The organism is Izhakiella australiensis (assembly GCF_002006995.1).
Classification (GTDB): Bacteria; Pseudomonadota; Gammaproteobacteria; order Enterobacterales; family Enterobacteriaceae; genus Izhakiella; species Izhakiella australiensis.
The window spans coordinates 687,764-707,879 of the sequence record NZ_MRUL01000001.1 but is presented as its reverse complement, the minus strand read 5'-3'; the positions used below and the strand labels follow the sequence as shown (position 1 = coordinate 707,879).

The window sequence follows — 20,116 nt, the reverse complement described above, 5'->3', positions numbered from 1 at the left end:
TTACCTCGCCATCACAATGGCAAAGGACGAGAGCAACGGTGTTATTGTTCTCGAGGTTGTCAACCGCGTATACCAGCTGGTCGTCGGCAGGCAAACGGTCACCTGATAAAGGGGCACCCAACGCCCATAGCTGCCCTTGGGAGCCAGCTGGATCAGCCTATTGAGCGTCTGAGGCGGCGCACAGCTACTGCCTGACCCACTCTGCCAGCTGCGATAAAAACTGATCTCTTTGTTGGTATTCCCCACGCTGGTGGCGTCTTCGAAATGCAGCTCCTCCACCACCAGTTTGAGTTTTGAAAGGTCGGCCTCCTCATGCATATCCGTCAGCATACGGGCGGCAAGTTTGGCAATCTGATCGACATCCCTCTGATTTAACTCCTCCCTTGCGTCGTAAAGCTGGATGCGCTCACGCAGCGTGCCGGCAACGGAATAGGAAACCCGATCCAGGCGTCCAATCGTCGCCTGCCGTACCACCAGGTCGGTAAGAAAGAAAATAAACACCACCAGCAGCACGGAAATTGTCGCGAACTCAACCGCTACTGACCCGCGCCGATCAGTACATAAATCGTGAACGTTCATATTCCTGAACAAAGATCACCTCGCGCGTCAGTAAGTTGTTGGCCCAGAAGCTTGGGAAAGGGAAAAACATGGGATGGTAGCGGTAAGCCAGTTTGTAACGGGCCAGCGGTCGCTTAGTGAAATGGCTGCTACCGCCTGTAGTGATCATGCTGTCGATGGACTGGGCGAAGGCAATAGTGATATCCACCGCATCCGCTTGCGTCAGAAAGCCCCACAGCGCGCCACCCTGCGCGGTTAGGCGCTTTTCAAAACGGCCGCGGTAGCCGCCATCCAGGCCAGATGGCGCATTCTTCGCTTCTTTGGCCGCCTCCGATACCGCCAGATCGATAACCGAAGAGACGTACGCCAGCCGCGCGGTTTCCGCCACAAAAAGCACCATAAAAATGAAAACGATGACGGTTAACGAGAATTCAATGGTCGCAACTCCCTGCTGTTCTCTCATCAGATTGCGCGAAAATCGCTTCATCAGCTTGCCCCCTTCCCACGCGGCGAAATGCTGCTCATCGCGGCAATGAGCGCATCCGGATCTCTGGAGAGGTTTTCGCTCTCAACGATATTTCGGGCATAGCGTCGATCGCCGACTTTGACCAGGGACAGGACCAGATTGTGCAAAATTTGCGTCTGCTTTTTGCCACGTAAATATTGCGGCAACAGCAGCCCCACCGCCCCCTGGTAACGCCCGTCTATCATCTCGATCATCGCCAGATTATTGATGGCGACGTCGTCAGCAATAAAAAGCTCCCGGGAACGTTCAATCGACCGCTTCCCCTCTTCCAGCTTGCCCGAAAGCGCCAGCGCTACACCACGCAAGTTATACGCTTCGGCATTATTTGGCATCTGTTGCAGCATACGGTCGGTCACCCGAATAGCCGGGCCGTAATCCCCCAACGCAATCATGTTTTGCGCCTGTAGAATGGACACGCGCATGTCCTTGCTCATATTCAGCGACTGCAGATAGTAGAGCGATGACTTATAGTCACCGGCCAGGTAGTAATAGCGGGAAAGCTTCAACCGGGACTCTGGTGTATCGTTTTCCTTCAGCCAGCTGCGGTACATGGTGATCAGGCCGTTATAGTTTTTTGCTTTGAGTAGAATGTCTTCCTGATAGTTAATTTCTGATTCCGTTTTTAGCGTGCGGGTGACGCATCCCGATAGCAGCAAAATGCTTAATGCCAGCAACACAATTCGTTTAGAACAGCGCATGTTTTAATATCCTTAAAATACCCGGTGCGGCGATTAAAATAGTGAGTGGGAACATAATAAAAAGAATTAACGGGACGCTCATTTTTGCAGAGAGATTGCCTATTTTCTCTTCAGAATCGAGTAATTGTAATTCTCTGATATCTTTTGAGAGTTCCATGAGATTTTCGTACAACGAAGTGCCGTAATGCACGCTTTGCTGAAGCGTCGAGCAAAACATTCGCATTTCAGTCATATCCATAGCGTGATATAGATCCAGCAAGCCCTCTTCCAGTCCGCTGACCTCGGCCCGTTTAATTAAGTAATGCATCAGCGTCGCCAGGTTTCTGTCCAGCTCATCCGCGTGTTGGGCAATAAACTTAATGGCACTCTCCACCGTCATGCCTGACTGAATACAGACCCCAATCAGATCGATAAAATAAGGCAGAGCATCCAGTAGCTGCTTGGTTTTGGTGATAATGATTGGCTTCATCACCATGGCAGGTAAGACAATAACCGCCACCAATATCATCAGCACACACATCGCCAGCCCTTTCATACCAATGGAATACAACCCTAACAGCTTGCAGGCAAGTAACAGGGCGCCGCTGCCTAAACCTATCCGCAGTTTCATGGTTAGACTGTTTTCAATATGATTAAGGAAACGCAACAGGCTACTATTTTCAATAATGATGGTTTTATAATTCAGAATACCACTGGTATTTTTAGCGTACTCTTCCTCTGCGGTTTCAATAATCTTCCTTTTCTTACTCCAGCGTTGATTATTTCTTAATAAAATGATGCACATTCCCATACCTGAAAGAAAAACCACCCAGAAGAAATATTCCATCAGGTCGCCCTTCTTACTAACAGCCAGATAATGATCATGCCGATGGTTTCGCTGGCAATCACATAGTAGAGGATGAGTTGCCCAGTAGAGTCGTGCACAATAAAATCAAAATTTTCCGGGCTAAAATACTTCATGCCACAAAAGAACAGCAGCGGGATAGCAGCGACAATTTTAGCCGAGGTGCGCGCTTCTGATGTCATAGCCGCCTTGCGCCGGGCCATATTTTTACTGTTGATAATGATGCGTGAAAGGCGGCCAATAAGCACGCGAAGCTGGCCTCCCCGCTCAAGGCTTACCAACATGACAATGACAAAAAAGTAAAACTCCCGATAACGGTGGTCCTGCCACGCGTCCTTAAAGACCCGCTCCGGCTCCTCACCCAAGTTAAGCCGGCGATCGATGCGGTGGAATGTTTCCCCCAGCCTGCCATCCACGCTTTTACCGCAACGGCCCAATGCCTGATGAATACTGTTCCCTGCCGATACGGCAGCATTCACCACCGCTAGCACCTCTGGAAACCGATTTTCAAAATCCCGCCGCAATAGCAAGCGGCCAATACGCAGCTGAGCAATAAAAAGGCTAGCCAGAACCACCGGGAGAAAAATATCCCAACGAATGCCGAGCCAGTTAGCATTGAGAATAATCATGACGACCATAGCCACTGCTGCCATAATAAGTCCCTTAGCGCCTTTTAACGTTCTATTGCCTAAAGCATAAAAACGCCACTCGTTGCACAAAGATATAAACCAGATGACAGGCGGATATTCACGCTTGCGTCGGCTCTCCTGATTAATAGTGAATTTTATTTTTTTCCATCGACGCAGATTAATAATAAAAACAATTACCCCGACAATAACGATCCAGTAAGGCATGCCTACTCCATATTGAATATTTTCTTTAATTCTTCATCCAGGCTAAACATGACGGCATTTCGCATAACCGCCGAGCGCATCAGTAACCCGTGGTTAATAAACTCCCCGGCGATCTTGCCGTTTTCATCACGTTCGCTATGGCTTTTGAAAGAGAAAATATCCTGGAGGATCACTCGGTCTCCCTCTATCCCCATAACCTCGCTGATATTCATTATTTTCCTGGTGCCATCGTTAAGCCTGGAAACCTGAATCACCAGGTTAATGGCGGACACAATATTGCGGCGAATAGACTCGATAGGAATATTCATACCCGCCATCATAACCATATTTTCAAGACGAGAGATGGCATCGCGCGGGTTATTCGCGTGCAGCGTTGACATTGATCCATCATGACCGGTATTCATCGCCTGCAGCATTTCGAAGCTCTCTTCCCCGCGACATTCCCCAACGATAATTCGATCAGGGCGCATCCTCAGAGAGTTGATAAGCAGCGCGCGCATTGTCACCATGCCGGTATTTTCAACCCCCGCCAGCCGCGTCTCCATACGCAATACATGCGGCTGCATCAGCCTCAGTTCGGCAGCGTCCTCCATGGTAATAATGCGTTCATCCGGTTCAATATAACGGGACAAGGCATTCAACAACGTTGTTTTTCCTGACCCGGTGCCACCGGAAATAATGATATTCAACCGGCAGCGAGCCGCGATAACCAAAAAGTTGGCGATAGCGCCGTCCATCGCGCCGAAACGCACCAAATCCACCAGCTCAATATTACGTTTACCAAACTTACGGATAGAGATAGACGTTCCGTCCAGCGCGATGGGCTGAATGGCCACATTAAGCCGGCTACCATCGGGTAAACGAGCATCAACAAGGGGCTGAGTTGCATCCAGCCGTCGGCCCACGCGCTGAACCAGCCGCTTGGCGATATCGGTCAGTTGTGCATTATTGATAAACCGGCAATCCGTTCGCTCCAGTTTGCCCCGGCGCTCAACGTAAATCATCGAAGGGCCGTTAACCAGGATGTCGCTAACCGTGTCGTCTTCCAGCAGCGGTCGCAGTGGCCCAAACCCCATAATCTCATCGACGATCATCTCTGTAACGTCGTGCTGAGCCTGGGTATTAAGATAAAGGTTTTGTTGCCCACAAACCCGTTCAAGCAGGCGGCCAATTTCATGGAGCAATTGCCCACGATCGTTCACCAGATGCTCAATCTTATTGATCTCAATATTCTTCAGCACGCCGTCTCGCAGCGTTTCCTGAATTTCAATTGCCAGTTCCATGGTCAAATCCCACCTATCCTTTTGCATTTAGACAGCAGGTTAAAATGTTTGGGCGTTTCGGACGTACCCAGCACCCGCCGGGTAAGGAGATCGGCCGGACTAATTCTGGATTTAAGGGGAAAAAACGAAGACCGTTGCCGGGTTTTCCGCCAGGGAAAAACAATGTCAATTTTGCGCTGTATCAGCGCCTGAATATCCTCCTGGCTTAACATTTCGCTGGAGACCGGACGGCTGTCGCTTAAGCAAAGCAGCAGACGGCGCGGCGTACGCCGTGAGCGGTTGATTGACTCGTTAATTTCAATCATCTGCCTCGCGACACGCACCGAGGACATGGAACGATCAAGAACCACAATCAAGCAGGAAGATAACTCAACGATTTGCCGTATCCGTTCTTTCTCCGCCGAATTCACCGTCTCTTCATAAACGACAAAATTGTATTTCTCGGTGGTTTCATATTTCAGCTGAGGCAGCGTCTCATCTTGCAGACACATCAGGTCGAGGTATTTATTGGCGGGGATCAGCTCTTGATTCATTTTTTTATCAAACAGCAGATCTAAATCGTTTGAGCCAGCCTTACCCTGAATAAACAGCGTGGGCATTTGCCGTATCTGAATAATTTTATTCACCAACTGATAGGCAATAGAAGTATTACCAACGCCACCTTTACAACCCAGTACGCTGATATTGACCGCCCAGCGGAAGCCAGAAACCGTCTTGCCCGTGGTAACAATCCTTATCAATTCATCATCCTGTGCGCCGAGGTAGAAATAGTGCAGTCCCTGGCGGGCATAGAGCTGTGCCAGGGTGATTGCATCCTGATTCCCTACCACACAGCACCAAATATCCCTGGGTACCAACGTCTTAATCGCCAGGATAGTCTCTTGCGGATTAGCGCTGTCACCGACGTCAATAATTACACCGCGGGCCTGCGACGTCAGCTGCAGCGATGTTGTCTGCAATACCGAGCTGGCAATCGCTTCAACTTGTGAAAATCCCGCCAGGCGTAACAGCTGTCCCAATTTGTCAATAATATCTCTACGCTCTGTTAAAATATAAAATATCTGATCTGTCCCGGTCGTTTTCTCATTTTTTTGCGGAAATAACAGCATCGCGGCGGCCCTTAAAAGAAGTAGTTATTTAAATCAATGATTGCCGAATTTCGGGTGTTATTCAGCGCGCATCCCAGGGATTCATTATTATTAAAGTGATAGCGTTGAGAGGCGTAATCACACTCCGGCAAGCGCATCACGATACGCCGGATCCACACTTCTATCCCGGTAACCGCTTGCCTTTGATACCCACCGCTTTTTCGCATCAACAGTATCCGCTCCGGCGCAATCCCCTTTTGAATCAGCGCCGAGCGGAACTGGTGCGCGGCATCGGAATAGTTATCGTCAGCCCAAGACAGGCGGATAGAACCTTCGAATTTAGTGCCGATTAAATGCATTACCTGGTTAACCATAATTTCCTGTGCCACCGGGCCGGTATGGGTTAGCGACATTTGTCGCTCCTCAAGCCTGGGATTTCCCCACGTTTCGGCCAATAAGGAAGGTGAAAGAAAAAACATTGTCAGAAATAAATAACCACTAATTTTCACTTAATAAATCCTCCTTGCTCGATAAACTCCTGCGCCATTTTTCGATCCCTTGAATTCATAATGCCGTCAAGATTTAAGAAACGGGACCAGGTCGAGGTTCGCTGGAAATCAGGCAATATCACGGTATTTTGGCCAATGGGTTTGACGAGATTGACCGTCGCGACAACCATCAGCTCGCTGCGGGCCCGGGAAGAAGACGTGTTGCGAAAAAGCGCGCCCAGAATAGGCACATCGCCGATAAAAGGGACGCGGGCAAGGGCTTCTCTTTCGTTATTGCTGATAAGCCCCCCCAGCAGGAAGCTTTCGCCGTCCGCCAGTTCAACCGTGGTACGCGCTCTACGCGTCTGCAGCGCAGGGAAGCTATCGCCGGCCTTGCTGTTATAGCTGGCGTCGATGTTACTGACTTCTTCCCCAAGCGTGATACGGATACGTTTGCTGTTGCTGACTTTGGCCCCCACGTTGAGCTTGATACCAAACTCTTTGTACTGGACGGACGTACCGCCGATAGTTGAAGTCGTCACTATCGGAATTTCTCCCCCCACCAGAAACTCTGCCGTTTCTCCTGACAAGACCGACAGATTGGGTTCTGCCAGGCCCCTGGCAACCGAATCATTGCTGATGGCGTGTACCAGGCTGGTCAGCGTGTCGGCATCAAATTTCACAAACCGAAACGTGCCCGGCGTGGAGCCCGACGTACTCCAATCAATCCCGACGTTATCGGTGAAATTTTTTGTGACTTCGACAACCGATAACTTAACGTTTATCTGATTCGTCATTGGAATTTGCAGTTTGTTGATGACGCCCTGGTAGACAACATCCGCCAGCCAGCTACTTTTATTCCCGCTGCTGCTCGAGTCTCCAAGTTCCGAAACCGCTTTCTCCGTTATTTCTTTCTGAGCGCCCACGCCCTCACCCACAATTTGGTAGACCTTATCGCGGTCTTCCTCCGTGGCAACGGTGCCGCTGATGACATAGCTTCGCCCTATTTTCTCAATCGCGACCTGGCTGTCTGGTGCAATTTGCAAAATCTTTTTTTGGATATCACTCAGCAGGACATCTACCACCAGCGTATTTTTGGTGATCACCTCCCCCTCTTTATCAAAAAGGGTAAAATCAGCACGCCCCTGTGATTTTGCATAAATCATTACGCTGCGGTCGCCGATAATTTCATAATCCGCAACCTGCGGTGAGGAGATAAAAACTGTATCAATATTGTCCTGAGACTGGATAACCTGAGAGTCACCCGGCTCCATATAAATATCTCGTGCGCGTGCAGACGAAATTATCAAAAAAAATAAAAAAATTGCGCTCATCTGCATGGCCAGACTACGCCAGCGATAAAATATCCTTATAAGATTTATCACTTCCCACCTCTTAGCTCTTTAATCGCACGGAACTGAGGTAAAACCTCGTCCATTTCCTTTTTCTTATTTTTTTCCTGGCTACCCTCAGCCGGGAAAAGAATGATCTCACCAGCTTTTTCAACTACCCGAAGATCGGCTAACTGCTCCTGATTCATTCTTAAAACTATTCTTCCAACCGGGGCATCCGGGTCAGCTACATAGTTCTTTTCCTCTTTTGTTTTATCCTGTTGAATGTCAAGAATACTTAATCCACCTAAGACAGGAGAAAGCGCGAATTTCCTAAGTGTGTTACCCGAACCTGCACCACCGCTATCCGGTTCAAAACTCACACCGTTTTTCTTTCCTCGCTCAATTTCAGTGATTCTGATAAACAGTGATACTTGATTACCCACTTTTAGTGCAGACAGCAGATAGGCTTCTTTTGGTTTCACTAAATAGCTGTATGGCAATTCATTTCCACGCAGGCTATGCATAATAAATGTTTTACTTGTCGGCGCCTCAATCAGCGCAGGCATAATAGCAGTTCCCTCAGCAATATTGTTGCGAACCAAATAACCATTGAGATTCAATGAGGATAAAGAAGATAAATCGCGAATATCTTCTTTGGTATTATCAACCTCAAGAGTTCTTATTTTGTAGTCTTCCGCTTGCAGAAGCTCATAAGGATGCAACCTCCTGGTAGCCTCTGCGATCGTAATCACCTTTAATCCTGTCGTTTGCATGACTTCGGCCTGCGGCTCGGAATGCTGATAACGCTGAATAAAGATGCCAGCAATGCCGACGGCAATAACAGTAATTGAGAGAAAAAAAAGGACTCTTTGATTCATATTGACCTCAGTTCAACAAAACGACATTGAAAAAGATAAACGCTAATGAAATGGCTACCCCGTAAGGTATGCCGTGTTCGCGTACTATTTGACAATAAAAGAGAAATCCGATGACACCGATGACACCGCCAAGCAGGGCAGTAATGAAAAAGAAATCTGCATTCTGCTGCCACGAAAAAGCCATAGAGAGTACCGACATCAATTTAATATCACCGCCACCGATGATATTAAAAATAAATAGCGGGAAGAAAACGGCAATAACAACCAGCGCCGCTATGATATTGGGGAAACGTTGTTGCATCGCAACAAACAGGACAACTAAACACAACAAAACAATCAAACTGTCGTTCGAGATAATCCGCAGAAGAATGTCTTGCCAGGAAATGAATAGCAACAAGCAGGTGATCAATATGAAGTCGGCATAGACCAACCATTGCATAAAAGCAGCCACAAGCAATCTCCATTTGCGCAAACAAAATTGCTGCAAGTGGGTACTTGCAGCAATTTATAAAGTCGCATTGAACCCTTAACTCTTAGAGATTGTCACGCTTTTAATAGCGTCGGCAATTTTATCGAAGGTTTCTTTTAATGCGCCAAGGAACCCGGAGTTTTGGTCTCCGAGGATGAAGGCCAATAATGTTGCCATGGCGACGGCAATCAATGCATATTCTATTGCCGTTACACCTTTCTGGTTTTTGTAGAATTGCTCAAGATGCAGCATACTATTCACATGGCATTTAATAGCAAAGTTTTTCATTATGGTTTTTGTTCCTTCAAATAGTTAATATTAAGTTTGTTCACACCAGTAAACGACACGTATGCTAACAATCCAATTCTTAGAAATCCTCAACCTGCCCGCATTATACTTCAAATAATCTTATGGTAATTGTAGAAAAATAAAAATAGCGACCAGAAGCGTAGCGAGCCAACACACTGAAATAATAGCCACAATAGTCACCAGCACGTGAAAATGTCTGGAGTTTATCCAGCTGGGGTCGGGGGCAGACTGTTTTTCTGCAGAAGGCTCCTTAAGCATTGATTCACTAATTACGGCTACCCTGTTCGATTGGTTATCAAGCGGCTCAACAGACAAATGGCTGGAGGGCGAACTGGCGGCGATGTTGGAGTCATCCGCCATCATTTCCACCTTACCCATATACTTAACACCGCGCCGCGGTAGCGTTTTAATCACTGAGCTGGAAATACCAACCTGATCCAGCATCTTTCTCAGTGAGTAGATTTGCCCATAGTAGCTGCTGTCACTTACTGCCCCTCTCTGTTCATACCATACCTGATTAATAATACTTTGCTTATCTGTTTCTCCTTTTAGCAATAGCATTAAAAAACGATAACTATTTTCCGTAAGATTAATCACCATACCAGAACGTGCTGTGATATATCGTCTGGCAGGGAAAAATCGAACATCATTATCGAGCATGAAGATCAACGAATCACTATCTTCCGCGGTACAGTGTTCATCCATTTGCTGCAACCTCCCATCTTCGCAGTTAATAATAAGATTTTTCTTAAACTTATCGTTATATGATTTTTTTTGCCGAAAATATCACCAAACCTCAAAACAATCAAGAATCCTACTATTCAACCAGGATATCATTTTGAAAACTTTTGAGGTCTATAAAGAGTTTTTATAAATATATTAAGATATCCATTACACCTGGTTAATTAAATTACAATTCGTATGGATAAAGGTAGCCATTCTTGCTCAATAATGAATTAACTGCCCGGAATAATTTCAAAACAGGCGACTATCCCAGTCAATAAAACATCGAAAAAAGCCACCCGAAGGTGGCTAAATAAGCAATCAAGAGGATAGCAGCGCATATCCAGAGCGCAGATTCATAATATGGCTGCTGTTAGTAATACTAATCATGCTTACACAAACAGAAAAGAACTTTTCCCTTTATTTTTCTTGCATCATCTTAATCTATAAAAAAATAAACACATTCACCTTTGAATTTATGTTCGGTTAGCATGAGAGTAAATCACTGAGAATAATAAAACAGAAATAATAGAAAACCGACACTTTAAAAATAACTTTTATTAACGTTATTGCGCATGATGCATACTCCAGATTAACTTTATTAATAAGGATGTATATGACGCATTTTATGACTAAATATTATACCGTAGGTTTACGGCATCTTGAAACATTCGGCAAAGATAAGAAAGGGGTAACCGCTATTGAATATGCATTGATTGGCGTTGCCATGGCGACACTGTTGGCTTTTATTCTGGGTGATCAGAACTCCGGATTCCTTGGTGCTATCCGTGAAGCGTTTGATAATATTGCTGACGCGATAAAAAGCGTGACTATCTCCAAATAATCTAACTGAGCCGCAGAAAGATGATCAAAAAAGGGGCCTGGCGGCCCCTTTTCCTGATGGGCTTAAAACTATCCATTCCCCCCGACGATTTTCTTTACGTCTCCTTCCGTCGCCACAGGGGCACTTACCCCATGAGCCGCGCACATAGTTCACCACGTCGCTCATCTCTTTATCCGACAGCACACCTTTGTAGCCAGGCATCATAAACGGAATCGTCTCCTGAGCTTGCGGCGGTTGCGCCCCATCGGCAATCACGCGGATCAGAGAAGAGGGATCTTTTGCCATTACCGCAGAGCTACCAGCCAGAGACGGAACATTTGGCCTGACTGGAGGGGGAAATCTTTAAGATACTGTATCTGAATAACCAGCACCGCCTGCTCGCCAGCGAAACCCTGGATCGTACAAAATATCATCAGTCATTGGATCAATTTCAGGAATTAGAACGCGACGATTTTAATTTATTCACCACATTCATAATGAACAGGAAAAATACCGGCACAAAGAAAATGGCTAAAAATGTTCCCGTAATCATTCCGCCAAAAACACCCGTTCCAATAGCATGCTGGGTGGCTGCGCTTGCACCCGAGGCAATCATCAGTGGAATCACACCTAAGGTAAAAGCAAGTGATGTCATTATGATCGGGCGCAAACGCATTTTTGCCGCCTTGATGGTTGCCGCTACCAGGGGTTCACCAGACTGATGAAGTTGTTTTGCAAATTCGATAATCAGAATGGCGTTTTTAGCTGATAAGCCGATGATAGTAATCAGTCCAATTTTAAAGAAAACATCATTAGTCATATCTCTGATTAATACGGCCACCACGGATCCTATTATGCCAAGCGGCACAACAAGCATGACTGAGACGGGAATTGACCAGCTTTCATAAAGGGCCGCCAGCACCAAAAACACCACCAGTAATGAAAAAGCCATTAACATTGGCGCCTGAGCTGATGATTGCTTCTCCTGAAGTGACTGACCAGTCCATTCAATAACGTATCCTTTAGGTAGCTTTGAGGTTAAATTCTCCATTTCGGTCATCGCTTCACCTGTTGAATATCCCGGAGCCGCTTCTCCAGAAATTCTCATCGCCGGATATCCCTGATATCTAACCAGCTGAAGAGGAGAGTCAACCCATTCAGCGTGAACCAGTTCAGAAAGAGCAACCATGCCCCCCGTTTTATTTCGAACGTACAGCGCCATGATTTTTTCAAGATCCATGCGAAAAGGCGCATCGGCCTGAATGATAACCTGCTGAACACGCCCTTCATTCACAAAATCATTGACATAGTTTGACCCTACCGCGCCTGAAATTGTCTGGTTAATTTCTGAGAAGGTTATTCCCAGGGTTTCTGCTTTCTTACGATTAATCTTGAGGCTTATGCTCTGTCCATCTGGTAATCCATCCATATAAACATTGCGAACAACCGGGCTTTTTGAGGCCAACTCAAGATATTGCGTCAGAACCTGACGAAGGTCGCCATAACGACCACCGGCACGATCTTCCAGACGCAGGGAAAAGCCTGACGAGGTTCCCAGTTCTGATATAGGTGGCGGCAACATGCTCATTACAGTCGAATCAGGATCGGATGCCATTGCTTTCTGTACATAATCGGCCTCTTCCTGCGCTGATGAGCCCGCTCTTTTCCCCCAGTTCTTGAGTACCGTCAGCGAGAGGCCAGAATTAGAACCAGAGCCCGCAAAGCTGAAGCCCAGGATCGATAAGTTTTTTTCGATAGCGGGTCTGTTTTTGACAACATCCTCATACTTTTTAACAACGCCTTCGGTACGGACCGCCGTCGCGTCCGAAGGAAGCTGGATCATGGTCATAAAATACCCCTGATCCTCTTCAGGCAAGAAAGATGACGGTAACTTTTTGAAGGCAAAGATTAATCCTGCGCAGAGCAGGAGATAAATGAACATCATCCTGCCTATCTTTTTCAGGCTTTTTGCTACCTTTGCCTCGTAGCCTGACGTTAGCTTGTCAAAGAATGCGTTAAAAATGCTGAAAAACCTGTTCTTCTTGTGGGTCTCCGGGGAAAGCGGCTTCAATAAGGTTACACATAATGCCGGAGTAAGGGTTAAGGCCAGAAACGCAGAGAACAAAATGGAGACAGCCATAGAAAGCGTGAACTGTTTATAAATAATCCCTACGGAACCGGAAGCAAGCCCCATTGGAATAAATACGGCCGTGAGCACTAATGTAATACCGACAACAGCACCGGTAATTTCTCGCATCGCTTTTTCCGTTGCTTCTTTCGGCGCAAGCTTTTCCTCGACCATAATTCTTTCGACGTTTTCAACAACAACGATCGCGTCATCCACGATGATGCCGATAGCCAGAACCATACCGAACATGGTCAACACGTTAATGGAGTAACCCAGGAACATCATTACTGAAAAAGTGCCTAAAATAGCCACCGGGGCGACGACGGCAGGAATAAAGGTATATCTAATATTTTGCAAGAACAGGTACATTACGAGGAAAACTAATACCATTGCTTCCAGGAATGTATGTAGCACTTTCTCAATTGAAAGCTTCACAAACGGGGACGTATCAAAGGGGACAGAAAACGCCATCCCTGTGGGTAATGATTGGGAAAGTTCGTGCAACCTGCTTTGTACTGCTGCAGATGTTCTGACGGCATTCGCGCCCGGAGTTAACTGAATTGCTGCCGCTGTTGAAGGATTACCATTTTCCCGGCTTGAAAAGGAGTAATTCTGCAGGCCAATTTCAACACGTGACACATCGCCGAGAAGCACAGAAGAGCCACTCGGGTTCGCCTTAAGAACAATGTGTTTGAACTCATCTACATCTGTGAGCTGTCCATTAACAGTCAGAGGATAAGCGAGCATTTGATCTTTCGGCGTTGGAGACTCACCTACGCGCCCCGGCGCAACCAGGCTGTTTTGCTCATTAATTGCATGATTAATGTCACTAACGGTCAGCTTATAAGAAATAAGCTTTTCCGGGTTTAACCATATACGTAGCGCCTTCTCAGCACCAAAAAGCTGAACTTTACCAACCCCGTCGATTCGTCTCAGTTCATCGGTCACATTTCGGGCAAAATAGTCGCTAAGATCGGCCTGATCAAATGCACCATTTTGAGAGCTGAGCCCGACAATCATCAGAAAACCCGACGAGACTGCTTCTACGCTGATCCCATTTTGCTTAACCGCCTGAGGCAATCGTGGCTCAACCACTTTTATCTGATTCTGTACATCCACTTGCGCTAACTTTATGTCAGTGCCCGGCTTAAAGTTAACGGTAATTGTTGCTGTGCCGGAAGCGTCGCTTGATGACTCAAAATACAAAAGGTTATCTACGCCAGAAAGCTCTCGTTCAATGAGCGAAACGACTGAGTCATTTAAGGTCTGCGGCGATGCCCCTGGGTAGGTTAATGCTATCGATAAACTTGGTGGTGCGACAGATGGGTATTGTGCTACAGGTAATTTAGGAATTGAAATCAGCCCCATCAGCACAATAAAGATTGCTACAACCCATGCAAAAACAGGTCTTTTTATAAAAAACCGCGGCATAAGAATACCTTTCTTTTAAACGTGGTTTACGTGGTTTTCCAGACGTTTACTTTTACAGCATGACCCGCACGTAATTTATCTTGTCCTTCAACGACGATCCTCTCACCTGCTGAAACACCATCACTGACTAAAAATGAACGGCCAACTTTTTCACCGATAGTGACGTTTTTAATTTCAGGGACATCATCTTTATTTAATGACCAAATAAAGGTCTCCTTTCCGCGGCGTTGAATTGCCTGAGCGGGAACCAGCAGTCCTTTTTCTTTAAGTATTTTTTCGATTTTCAGGTTTACATACATGCCAGGCATAAGAACGCCATCTGGATTATTAACTTGCGCCCGCAGAAAAACATCACCGGTTTCATTATTTACCGTAACGCCAGAGAACAATAGCGTGGGTAAGAGGTCATAACCTTCACCGGAATCATTTACCAGAGAAAGAGACAGAGAATAATGCGCTGAACCACCCTGAATTTTTTTCAGCTCCGATGCCGGGATGTGCGCATCAATATAGACCGGGTCAATTTGCTGAACCACCGCCAGCGCCTGCGTACTGTTAGCGGCCACAAGCGCCCCTTCAGTTACTACAGCCTGGTCGATTCTGCCTTCAATCGGCGATCTGACTGTCGAGTAGGCCAGGTCCAATTTCTTACGCTTAAGGGTCGCTTTCGCCTCAGCGACGCTGGCTGCAGCTTGAGCAGCCTCGGCTTTAGCATCATCAATAGCCTGGAGGCTAACCGCACCACTATTTTTTAGTTTAATTAATCGATTCGCTTTCAACTGGAGTTGCATTTGCGATGCCATGGCACGCTGTAGTGCCGCAGAAGCCATCTCGACATCCGCTTCAAACGCTTTCCTGTCGATTTGAAAAAGTGGCTGGCCCGAACGTACTTCTGATCCCTGTACAAAAAAGCGGGCATTAATAATTCCTCCTACCTGGGGCCTGATTTCAGCTGTCTTAAAAGGACTTATACGTGCAGGCCAGGCGCTTTTTATAGCTATATCAGAAGGTTCTATATTAGTTGCTGAGACAACGGCTGCCGGGAATTCTACTAAGGAGCTATCAGCATCGTGACCATCGCAACCAGAAAGGACTAATACCATCAATGAAAAACCAAAAGCACTTAGCTTGTTGCACATGTAATCATTCCCAGATAGAGTTCATTTAAATTACAGGCATTATCCTAAAACACGATGATTGCGATATGTTGCGTGGTTTGTGGAGTTTGTGTGGAGACAAACTGCAATGCTTTTTCCAGAGAGATGGATGGATGAATGAATAATAAAAACTTAATATTAATCGTCGAGGATGAGACTGAGATAGCCGATATCATTAGCTCATACTTCATTAAAAGCGGATTTAATACACTCCACGCTAGCAATGGTATTCTGGCGCTTGATTATCATGAAAAAAACATCCCGTCATTGGTTATTTTAGATATCAGGATGCCCGGTATGGATGGATGGGTTGTATTAACTGAAATCCGAAAAAGAGGAGACACGCCGGTAATAGTGCTAACAGCCAATGATGAAGATTCAGATAAAGTTGCAGCGTTGCGCGTTGGCGCTGATGATTACGTCGTAAAACCCTTTAACCTTCCAGAATTGGTGGCCAGAGCAGAAGCGATTCTAAGAAGAACAAAAAAAACCGTGATCGCAAATGAAGTACCTGTCATCCGGAATGAATTAATTGATATTTATCCCGATGAGCACAGAGTAGTTATTAACAGTAAGGGGCTCGATGTAGGGAGAGAGTTAACAACAACCGAATTTAAGTTATTACTTTGCTTCATGCGCCAGCCCAGAAAAGTATTTAGTCGTCATGAACTTATGGATTTGTGCCTTGTTGAAAGTGATGCGCTTGAAAGAACAGTTGACAGCCACATCAGCAAGTTAAGAAAAAAACTTGAAAACGCGGGTCTGTCTGGTGTTCCTGAAAGTGTCCGCGGATTTGGTTACAGGCTTGGAGTTTAAGATGAAGCCAATCAGCCTGAATCGTGCATTAATAATTTTGATGATGAAGATGACAATCTATTCAACCATCATCGCCTTTTCAGTTTACTATTTAACGACCTGGGTGGCAGTTAAATACTATGGCAGAGTTAGTGCAGACAATGACTTATCAATGACCGGATTTGATTGGTTCCAATTTGTAATCATAAACCTCCTGTCACTCATTGTATCGACACTGGCAACGATAAAGCTCTCCAGGAAAATAATTCATCCATTGTTAACGCTGGCGGACGCATCACGAAAAATTTCCAGCGGAGAGCTGAGTGCCAGAGCGGTGAGTGAAAGTGTTTATATCAAGGAAACGACTGAACTGATTAGTGATTTTAACTCCATGGCTCAACGGCTTGAGCACACATCCGGAGAGATAAAAACCTGGAATGCAGCCATCGCTCATGAGCTCCGCACCCCCGTAACTATACTTCATGGGCGTCTACAGGGGCTGTCTGATGGTGTTTTTTTTCCGGATGAAAAGTTGTATAAAAATCTGCTTAAACAGGTTGAAGGTTTGGCGCGCATTATTGAGGATCTGCGAACCATCAGTTTGGCAGAAAGCGGTTACCTTTCAATTAAAGCAGACAGGGTTAACATAAAAACCGAAATTGCTTGCGTCATAGAGGCGATATTACCTGCATTGACATCGAAGTCTATTCGCCCGGTAACCCGGCTTGATAACATTTCAGTTTTATGTGATCCGGTAAGAATAAGGCAGGCGATTTTAGCTATTCTGGATAACGTAACCCGATATGCTCAGCCAGGGATTGTGCTTATTTCATCTTTTGAGAAAAATGATTGCGTCATAATAACAGTTGAAGATGAAGGAAAAGGTGTTGAAGGGGAATTGCAGCAAACGCTGTTTGAGCCCTTCAGGCGCGCAGAGGATTCACGTTCACGGGAATATGGTGGCTCCGGCTTAGGACTCGCTGTTGTTAACGCCATACTCAGAGCGCATGGCGGTAACGTGGCCTATTTTAAAAGCGAACTTGGTGGCGCTGGTTTCAGAATAGAACTACCAACAAAGTAATATACGTTTAAATTTTAATCTTTGTGCAGATTCAGGACAGCAATGTCCTGACGTGCATGTTTATTTTACAATCACAACATCCCAATAATCACCGACTCCCGAACCAGCTAAAAAACTCCAGATCATTTTTATGATTAATTACCCTCTCAACATAATCTCCATAGTGCGTTGATACTGCCTCAATATATTTTATGCATACTCATAGTGCATTAAGTCTGAAATTAATTCACTGAAAACTCAACGGAGTAACAGCATGAAAAATACATTTAGAGTGTCAACCTTTCCTTTACTGATGCTTCCGACATTATCAATCTACGCCAAAGATATTAACAACAGTATGGCGCGTAGCTTCACAATCGGAATGGCTGCAGTTACCGCGCCAAAGTACAGTGGTTCTGATGAACAACGCTGGGGTGTTGCACCTTATTTCAGCGGACGTTATGACCAGTTTTTCCTTAATAGTGTACATGGCCTTGGTATCAATCTGGAGAGTGACAGCGGATTATATCTTATTAGCAGCCTGGGTTATAATGGTGGGCGTTACGACAATGATAAAAAATATCGCAGCGGTTCAGATAAGCTAAAAGGCATGGGAAAAATTAATCCCACGTTAAATACTAATTTAATTTTGGGATGGGAAATTACGGACTGGGCATCTGTTGAAGCTGCCGCTTCTGCGCCATTAACTGATAGCCAGGGAATAAACTACAATACCTCTGTAACATTAACACCCTATCAGAGTGAATCTGACTGGATATCTATTCAGGCGAGCGCGCTCTTTGGTGATTCCCGCTATCTAAATACCTGGTATGGCGTCAGTGAAAAACAAAGCGCCAATTCCGGCAAGCGGCGATATAATACCTCCGCAGGATTCTATGGAACAGACCTGGGTCTTACCTGGTCGCATCAATTGAATAGTAACTGGTCTACCAACTTGACTTACAATTACAGCTGGCTCAGCGGTCGCGTTTCAAAGGGCCCGATTGTAAGAAAGCGTGAAGGCTCAATTGCCGCCGTTGGCGTTGGCTATACCTTCTAATTTGGTCACTTATGAATGTCGTCTTTTGCCTGTTTGAATAACGGCATTCATACGCTTTATTTTCTTTAAATAATTAACTTTCAATCATCAAGCCAGTGCTATAACTATTATATGAAGTGCTCTAATTTTATATTTTCATTCCCTAAAATAACGAAAATTCAATCCTTAAATTAATATGCTCCATTCATCCCCTATTGCCTCTAATGTATACAGGGAGTAACGAGACAGACGTCAGGAAAAACAGAAACGCTTTCGCCGGGAATGGATGAATGGCATCCAGAGCTTGCCTGGGTAGCATAAAAAAAACGTAACTCCTGAGAGATGACGAATGCTTGCACAGCCACTGGATCGTCCACCCGACTATTTCGGGCTTAATCGACCGGCATCAGGCCTTATGGCTAAGCTTCTGCTTTCTGACGAACGGAACGCGCCTGCGAACAATGTTTGATTACTCGTTTCATCCCTGAGGCGCGCCCTTCCAACGGCGGTGAGGTCCAGTTTCGATCCGAAGCGCGATGGCGAAACCGGGCAGCATTATCCATTGAGGTATTTTTTGTTATTGTCATTCAGTACCTCAACCGTATTATCAGGTCTGTGTTATCTGACAGAACGTTGGTGCCTCTCACCTTAGCAAAAAATTTTTTTTGCTTATTAGCCGCAGGATTCACTTATGAAAAAGGCAGTTTCCCATCCCTACGACAATATGTGCTGGATAAATCCGGGTGAATTTCATATGGGGTCCAGCTCGCATTATCCGGAAGAGCGCCCGGTCAGACTGGAAAAGGTTGGCGGCTTCTGGATTGATATCGCCCCGGTCACCAATAAACAGTTCGCTCACTTCGTGGCGGATACGGGTTACATCACTACCGCTGAGAAGCAACCGACGGCAGAGGAGTTTCCTGATGCCGATCCGGCACTACTTGTTCCCGGATCGCTGGTTTTCAGAAGCCCGGAGCCAGGCTCCAGCCCACGGCATTTTTCTGACTGGTGGTTTTATGTTCCCGGTGCTTTCTGGCGCCGCCCGGACGGCGAAAACGTCCTCACACCCGCTGATGATAATAAACCTGTCGTCCAGATTTGTTGGGATGATGCGATGGCCTATGCCCGTTGGGCAGGTAAAACGCTCCCCACGGAGGCGGAGTGGGAATTCGCCGCCAGAGGCGGATTGGAGGGGTTGCCATTTGCCTGGGGAGACGAATTCCAGCCCGGCGGCAAAATACTGGCGAATACCTGGCAGGGTAATTTTCCATTCAAAGGCGCCGCTGGCGCGAACCATCACTATGGTACTTCAGCGGTGGGCAGTTTCCCGGCTAATGGATATGGACTTTTCGATATGATAGGGAATGTCTGGGAATGGACCTGTGATGAATGGCAACCCGATCATTCCGTTCAGAAACGTAGCTGTTGTATGGCAAAAAAGCCGGTCAGCGCCGGGCATATACAGCAAAAGGTTCTCAAAGGCGGATCGCACTTATGTGCGCCGAATTATTGTCAGCGCTACCGGCCAGCGGCAAGGCATGCGCAGACAACCGATAGTGCGACAACGCACATTGGCTTCAGGTGCATTATACGTCCCGAGTGACATTGATAGTCCAGCATGAGGATTCTGG

General features: G+C 46.2%; 21 protein-coding genes. 5 read left to right on the top strand and 16 right to left on the bottom strand.

Features of this window, described 5'->3' with window-relative positions; translation table 11 throughout:
* From tadF to BTJ39_RS03160, 13 genes are all read right to left on the bottom strand, one after another.
* Positions 1–579: a tight adherence pilus pseudopilin TadF gene (gene tadF / locus BTJ39_RS03220; protein WP_078001208.1), complete on the bottom strand. Its 579-nt coding sequence runs from the start codon at positions 577–579 to the stop codon at positions 1–3.
* Positions 554–1,045: a TadE/TadG family type IV pilus assembly protein gene (locus BTJ39_RS03215; protein ID WP_078001207.1), complete on the bottom strand. Its 492-nt coding sequence runs from the start codon at positions 1,043–1,045 to the stop codon at positions 554–556. The genes tadF and BTJ39_RS03215 overlap by 26 nt, the downstream gene beginning before the upstream one ends.
* Positions 1,045–1,782: a tetratricopeptide repeat protein gene (locus BTJ39_RS03210; protein ID WP_241825857.1), complete on the bottom strand. Its 738-nt coding sequence runs from the start codon at positions 1,780–1,782 to the stop codon at positions 1,045–1,047. Before BTJ39_RS03210 ends, BTJ39_RS03215 begins: the two co-directional genes overlap by 1 nt.
* Complete coding sequence (locus BTJ39_RS03205) at positions 1,769–2,608, bottom strand: type II secretion system F family protein (RefSeq protein ID WP_078001206.1); 840 nt, start codon at positions 2,606–2,608, stop codon at positions 1,769–1,771. Before BTJ39_RS03205 ends, BTJ39_RS03210 begins: the two co-directional genes overlap by 14 nt.
* The gene (locus BTJ39_RS03200; RefSeq protein ID WP_078001205.1) at positions 2,608–3,480 is read right to left on the bottom strand and encodes a type II secretion system F family protein; all 873 of its coding nucleotides are present in this window, start codon (positions 3,478–3,480) and stop codon (positions 2,608–2,610) included. Before BTJ39_RS03200 ends, BTJ39_RS03205 begins: the two co-directional genes overlap by 1 nt.
* 2 nt (positions 3,481–3,482) lie before the next feature.
* Positions 3,483–4,763, bottom strand: a complete 1,281-nt coding sequence (locus BTJ39_RS03195) for a TadA family conjugal transfer-associated ATPase (RefSeq protein WP_078001204.1) — start codon at positions 4,761–4,763, stop codon at positions 3,483–3,485.
* A 2-nt stretch (positions 4,764–4,765) separates the two neighbouring features.
* A complete protein-coding gene (locus BTJ39_RS03190) occupies positions 4,766–5,782 on the bottom strand; it encodes a CpaE/TadZ family protein (RefSeq protein WP_139356300.1) in 1,017 nt (338 codons plus the stop codon).
* A 101-nt stretch (positions 5,783–5,883) separates the two neighbouring features.
* Positions 5,884–6,264 carry a hypothetical protein gene (locus tag BTJ39_RS03185; RefSeq protein ID WP_078001202.1) on the bottom strand — a complete coding sequence of 127 codons (381 nt, stop codon included), beginning with the start codon at positions 6,262–6,264 and terminating at the stop codon, positions 5,884–5,886.
* Positions 6,265–6,356: 92 nt separating this feature from the next.
* Complete coding sequence (locus BTJ39_RS03180; RefSeq protein ID WP_241825856.1) at positions 6,357–7,673, bottom strand: type II and III secretion system protein family protein; 1,317 nt, start codon at positions 7,671–7,673, stop codon at positions 6,357–6,359.
* Positions 7,674–7,720: 47 nt separating this feature from the next.
* On the bottom strand, positions 7,721–8,551 hold the full coding sequence (locus BTJ39_RS03175; protein WP_078001201.1) for a hypothetical protein: 831 nt from the start codon (positions 8,549–8,551) through the stop codon (positions 7,721–7,723).
* Between the two features lie 7 nt (positions 8,552–8,558).
* A complete protein-coding gene (locus BTJ39_RS03170; RefSeq protein ID WP_078001200.1) occupies positions 8,559–9,002 on the bottom strand; it encodes an A24 family peptidase in 444 nt (147 codons plus the stop codon).
* 75 nt (positions 9,003–9,077) lie between these two features.
* On the bottom strand, positions 9,078–9,308 hold the full coding sequence (locus BTJ39_RS03165) for a Flp family type IVb pilin (RefSeq protein WP_078001199.1): 231 nt from the start codon (positions 9,306–9,308) through the stop codon (positions 9,078–9,080).
* Positions 9,309–9,428: 120 nt separating this feature from the next.
* On the bottom strand, positions 9,429–10,034 hold the full coding sequence (locus tag BTJ39_RS03160; RefSeq protein ID WP_139356298.1) for a winged helix-turn-helix domain-containing protein: 606 nt from the start codon (positions 10,032–10,034) through the stop codon (positions 9,429–9,431).
* A 634-nt stretch (positions 10,035–10,668) separates the two neighbouring features.
* On the opposite strand from BTJ39_RS03160, the gene BTJ39_RS03155 reads away from it, so the two are divergent.
* Positions 10,669–10,896, top strand: a complete 228-nt coding sequence (locus BTJ39_RS03155; protein ID WP_078001197.1) for a Flp family type IVb pilin — start codon at positions 10,669–10,671, stop codon at positions 10,894–10,896.
* A 24-nt stretch (positions 10,897–10,920) separates the two neighbouring features.
* Here BTJ39_RS03155 and BTJ39_RS03150 read toward each other — a convergent pair whose 3' ends face one another.
* From BTJ39_RS03150 to BTJ39_RS03140, 3 genes are all read right to left on the bottom strand, one after another.
* Positions 10,921–11,181 (bottom strand): c-type cytochrome, encoded by a 261-nt coding sequence (locus BTJ39_RS03150; RefSeq protein WP_241825855.1) that lies wholly within the window; start codon positions 11,179–11,181, stop codon positions 10,921–10,923.
* Between the two features lie 145 nt (positions 11,182–11,326).
* On the bottom strand, positions 11,327–14,434 hold the full coding sequence (locus BTJ39_RS03145) for an efflux RND transporter permease subunit (RefSeq protein WP_078001196.1): 3,108 nt from the start codon (positions 14,432–14,434) through the stop codon (positions 11,327–11,329).
* A 26-nt stretch (positions 14,435–14,460) separates the two neighbouring features.
* On the bottom strand, positions 14,461–15,573 hold the full coding sequence (locus BTJ39_RS03140) for an efflux RND transporter periplasmic adaptor subunit (protein WP_078001195.1): 1,113 nt from the start codon (positions 15,571–15,573) through the stop codon (positions 14,461–14,463).
* Between the two features lie 135 nt (positions 15,574–15,708).
* Between BTJ39_RS03140 and BTJ39_RS03135 the strand changes: the two genes are divergently transcribed.
* The 4 genes from BTJ39_RS03135 to BTJ39_RS03120 all read left to right on the top strand — a co-directional run bounded on the left by BTJ39_RS03135 (position 15,709) and on the right by BTJ39_RS03120 (position 20,088).
* Entirely contained in the window at positions 15,709–16,407 is a 699-nt protein-coding gene (locus BTJ39_RS03135; RefSeq protein WP_078001194.1) for a response regulator, read from the top strand.
* Position 16,408: 1 nt separating this feature from the next.
* Positions 16,409–17,467 carry an ATP-binding protein gene (locus tag BTJ39_RS03130; protein WP_078001193.1) on the top strand — a complete coding sequence of 353 codons (1,059 nt, stop codon included), beginning with the start codon at positions 16,409–16,411 and terminating at the stop codon, positions 17,465–17,467.
* A gap of 253 nt (positions 17,468–17,720) precedes the next feature.
* On the top strand, positions 17,721–18,506 hold the full coding sequence (locus BTJ39_RS03125; RefSeq protein WP_078001192.1) for a MipA/OmpV family protein: 786 nt from the start codon (positions 17,721–17,723) through the stop codon (positions 18,504–18,506).
* Positions 18,507–19,176: 670 nt separating this feature from the next.
* Positions 19,177–20,088 (top strand): formylglycine-generating enzyme family protein, encoded by a 912-nt coding sequence (locus tag BTJ39_RS03120; protein ID WP_198412931.1) that lies wholly within the window; start codon positions 19,177–19,179, stop codon positions 20,086–20,088.
* The last annotated feature ends 28 nt before the right edge of the window (positions 20,089–20,116 follow it).

Bases quoted from the DNA above. Each gene is read 5' to 3' on its own strand.
- BTJ39_RS03165 (WP_078001199.1), bottom strand. From the start codon at position 9,308: ATGAAAAACTTTGCTATTAAATGCCATGTGAATAGTATGCTGCATCTT.
- BTJ39_RS03120 (WP_198412931.1), top strand. From the start codon at position 19,177: ATGAAAAAGGCAGTTTCCCATCCCTACGACAATATGTGCTGGATAAAT.
- BTJ39_RS03140 (WP_078001195.1), bottom strand. From the start codon at position 15,573: ATGTGCAACAAGCTAAGTGCTTTTGGTTTTTCATTGATGGTATTAGTC.
- BTJ39_RS03180 (WP_241825856.1), bottom strand. From the start codon at position 7,673: ATGAGCGCAATTTTTTTATTTTTTTTGATAATTTCGTCTGCACGCGCA.
- tadF (WP_078001208.1), bottom strand. From the start codon at position 579: ATGAACGTTCACGATTTATGTACTGATCGGCGCGGGTCAGTAGCGGTT.
- BTJ39_RS03205 (WP_078001206.1), bottom strand. From the start codon at position 2,608: ATGGAATATTTCTTCTGGGTGGTTTTTCTTTCAGGTATGGGAATGTGC.
- BTJ39_RS03155 (WP_078001197.1), top strand. From the start codon at position 10,669: ATGACGCATTTTATGACTAAATATTATACCGTAGGTTTACGGCATCTT.
- BTJ39_RS03200 (WP_078001205.1), bottom strand. From the start codon at position 3,480: ATGCCTTACTGGATCGTTATTGTCGGGGTAATTGTTTTTATTATTAAT.
- BTJ39_RS03125 (WP_078001192.1), top strand. From the start codon at position 17,721: ATGAAAAATACATTTAGAGTGTCAACCTTTCCTTTACTGATGCTTCCG.
- BTJ39_RS03210 (WP_241825857.1), bottom strand. From the start codon at position 1,782: ATGCGCTGTTCTAAACGAATTGTGTTGCTGGCATTAAGCATTTTGCTG.
- BTJ39_RS03215 (WP_078001207.1), bottom strand. From the start codon at position 1,045: ATGAAGCGATTTTCGCGCAATCTGATGAGAGAACAGCAGGGAGTTGCG.
- BTJ39_RS03185 (WP_078001202.1), bottom strand. From the start codon at position 6,264: ATGTCGCTAACCCATACCGGCCCGGTGGCACAGGAAATTATGGTTAAC.
- BTJ39_RS03150 (WP_241825855.1), bottom strand. From the start codon at position 11,181: ATGGCAAAAGATCCCTCTTCTCTGATCCGCGTGATTGCCGATGGGGCG.
- BTJ39_RS03130 (WP_078001193.1), top strand. From the start codon at position 16,409: ATGAAGCCAATCAGCCTGAATCGTGCATTAATAATTTTGATGATGAAG.
- BTJ39_RS03145 (WP_078001196.1), bottom strand. From the start codon at position 14,434: ATGCCGCGGTTTTTTATAAAAAGACCTGTTTTTGCATGGGTTGTAGCA.
- BTJ39_RS03175 (WP_078001201.1), bottom strand. From the start codon at position 8,551: ATGAATCAAAGAGTCCTTTTTTTTCTCTCAATTACTGTTATTGCCGTC.
- BTJ39_RS03195 (WP_078001204.1), bottom strand. From the start codon at position 4,763: ATGGAACTGGCAATTGAAATTCAGGAAACGCTGCGAGACGGCGTGCTG.
- BTJ39_RS03135 (WP_078001194.1), top strand. From the start codon at position 15,709: ATGAATAATAAAAACTTAATATTAATCGTCGAGGATGAGACTGAGATA.
- BTJ39_RS03160 (WP_139356298.1), bottom strand. From the start codon at position 10,034: ATGGATGAACACTGTACCGCGGAAGATAGTGATTCGTTGATCTTCATG.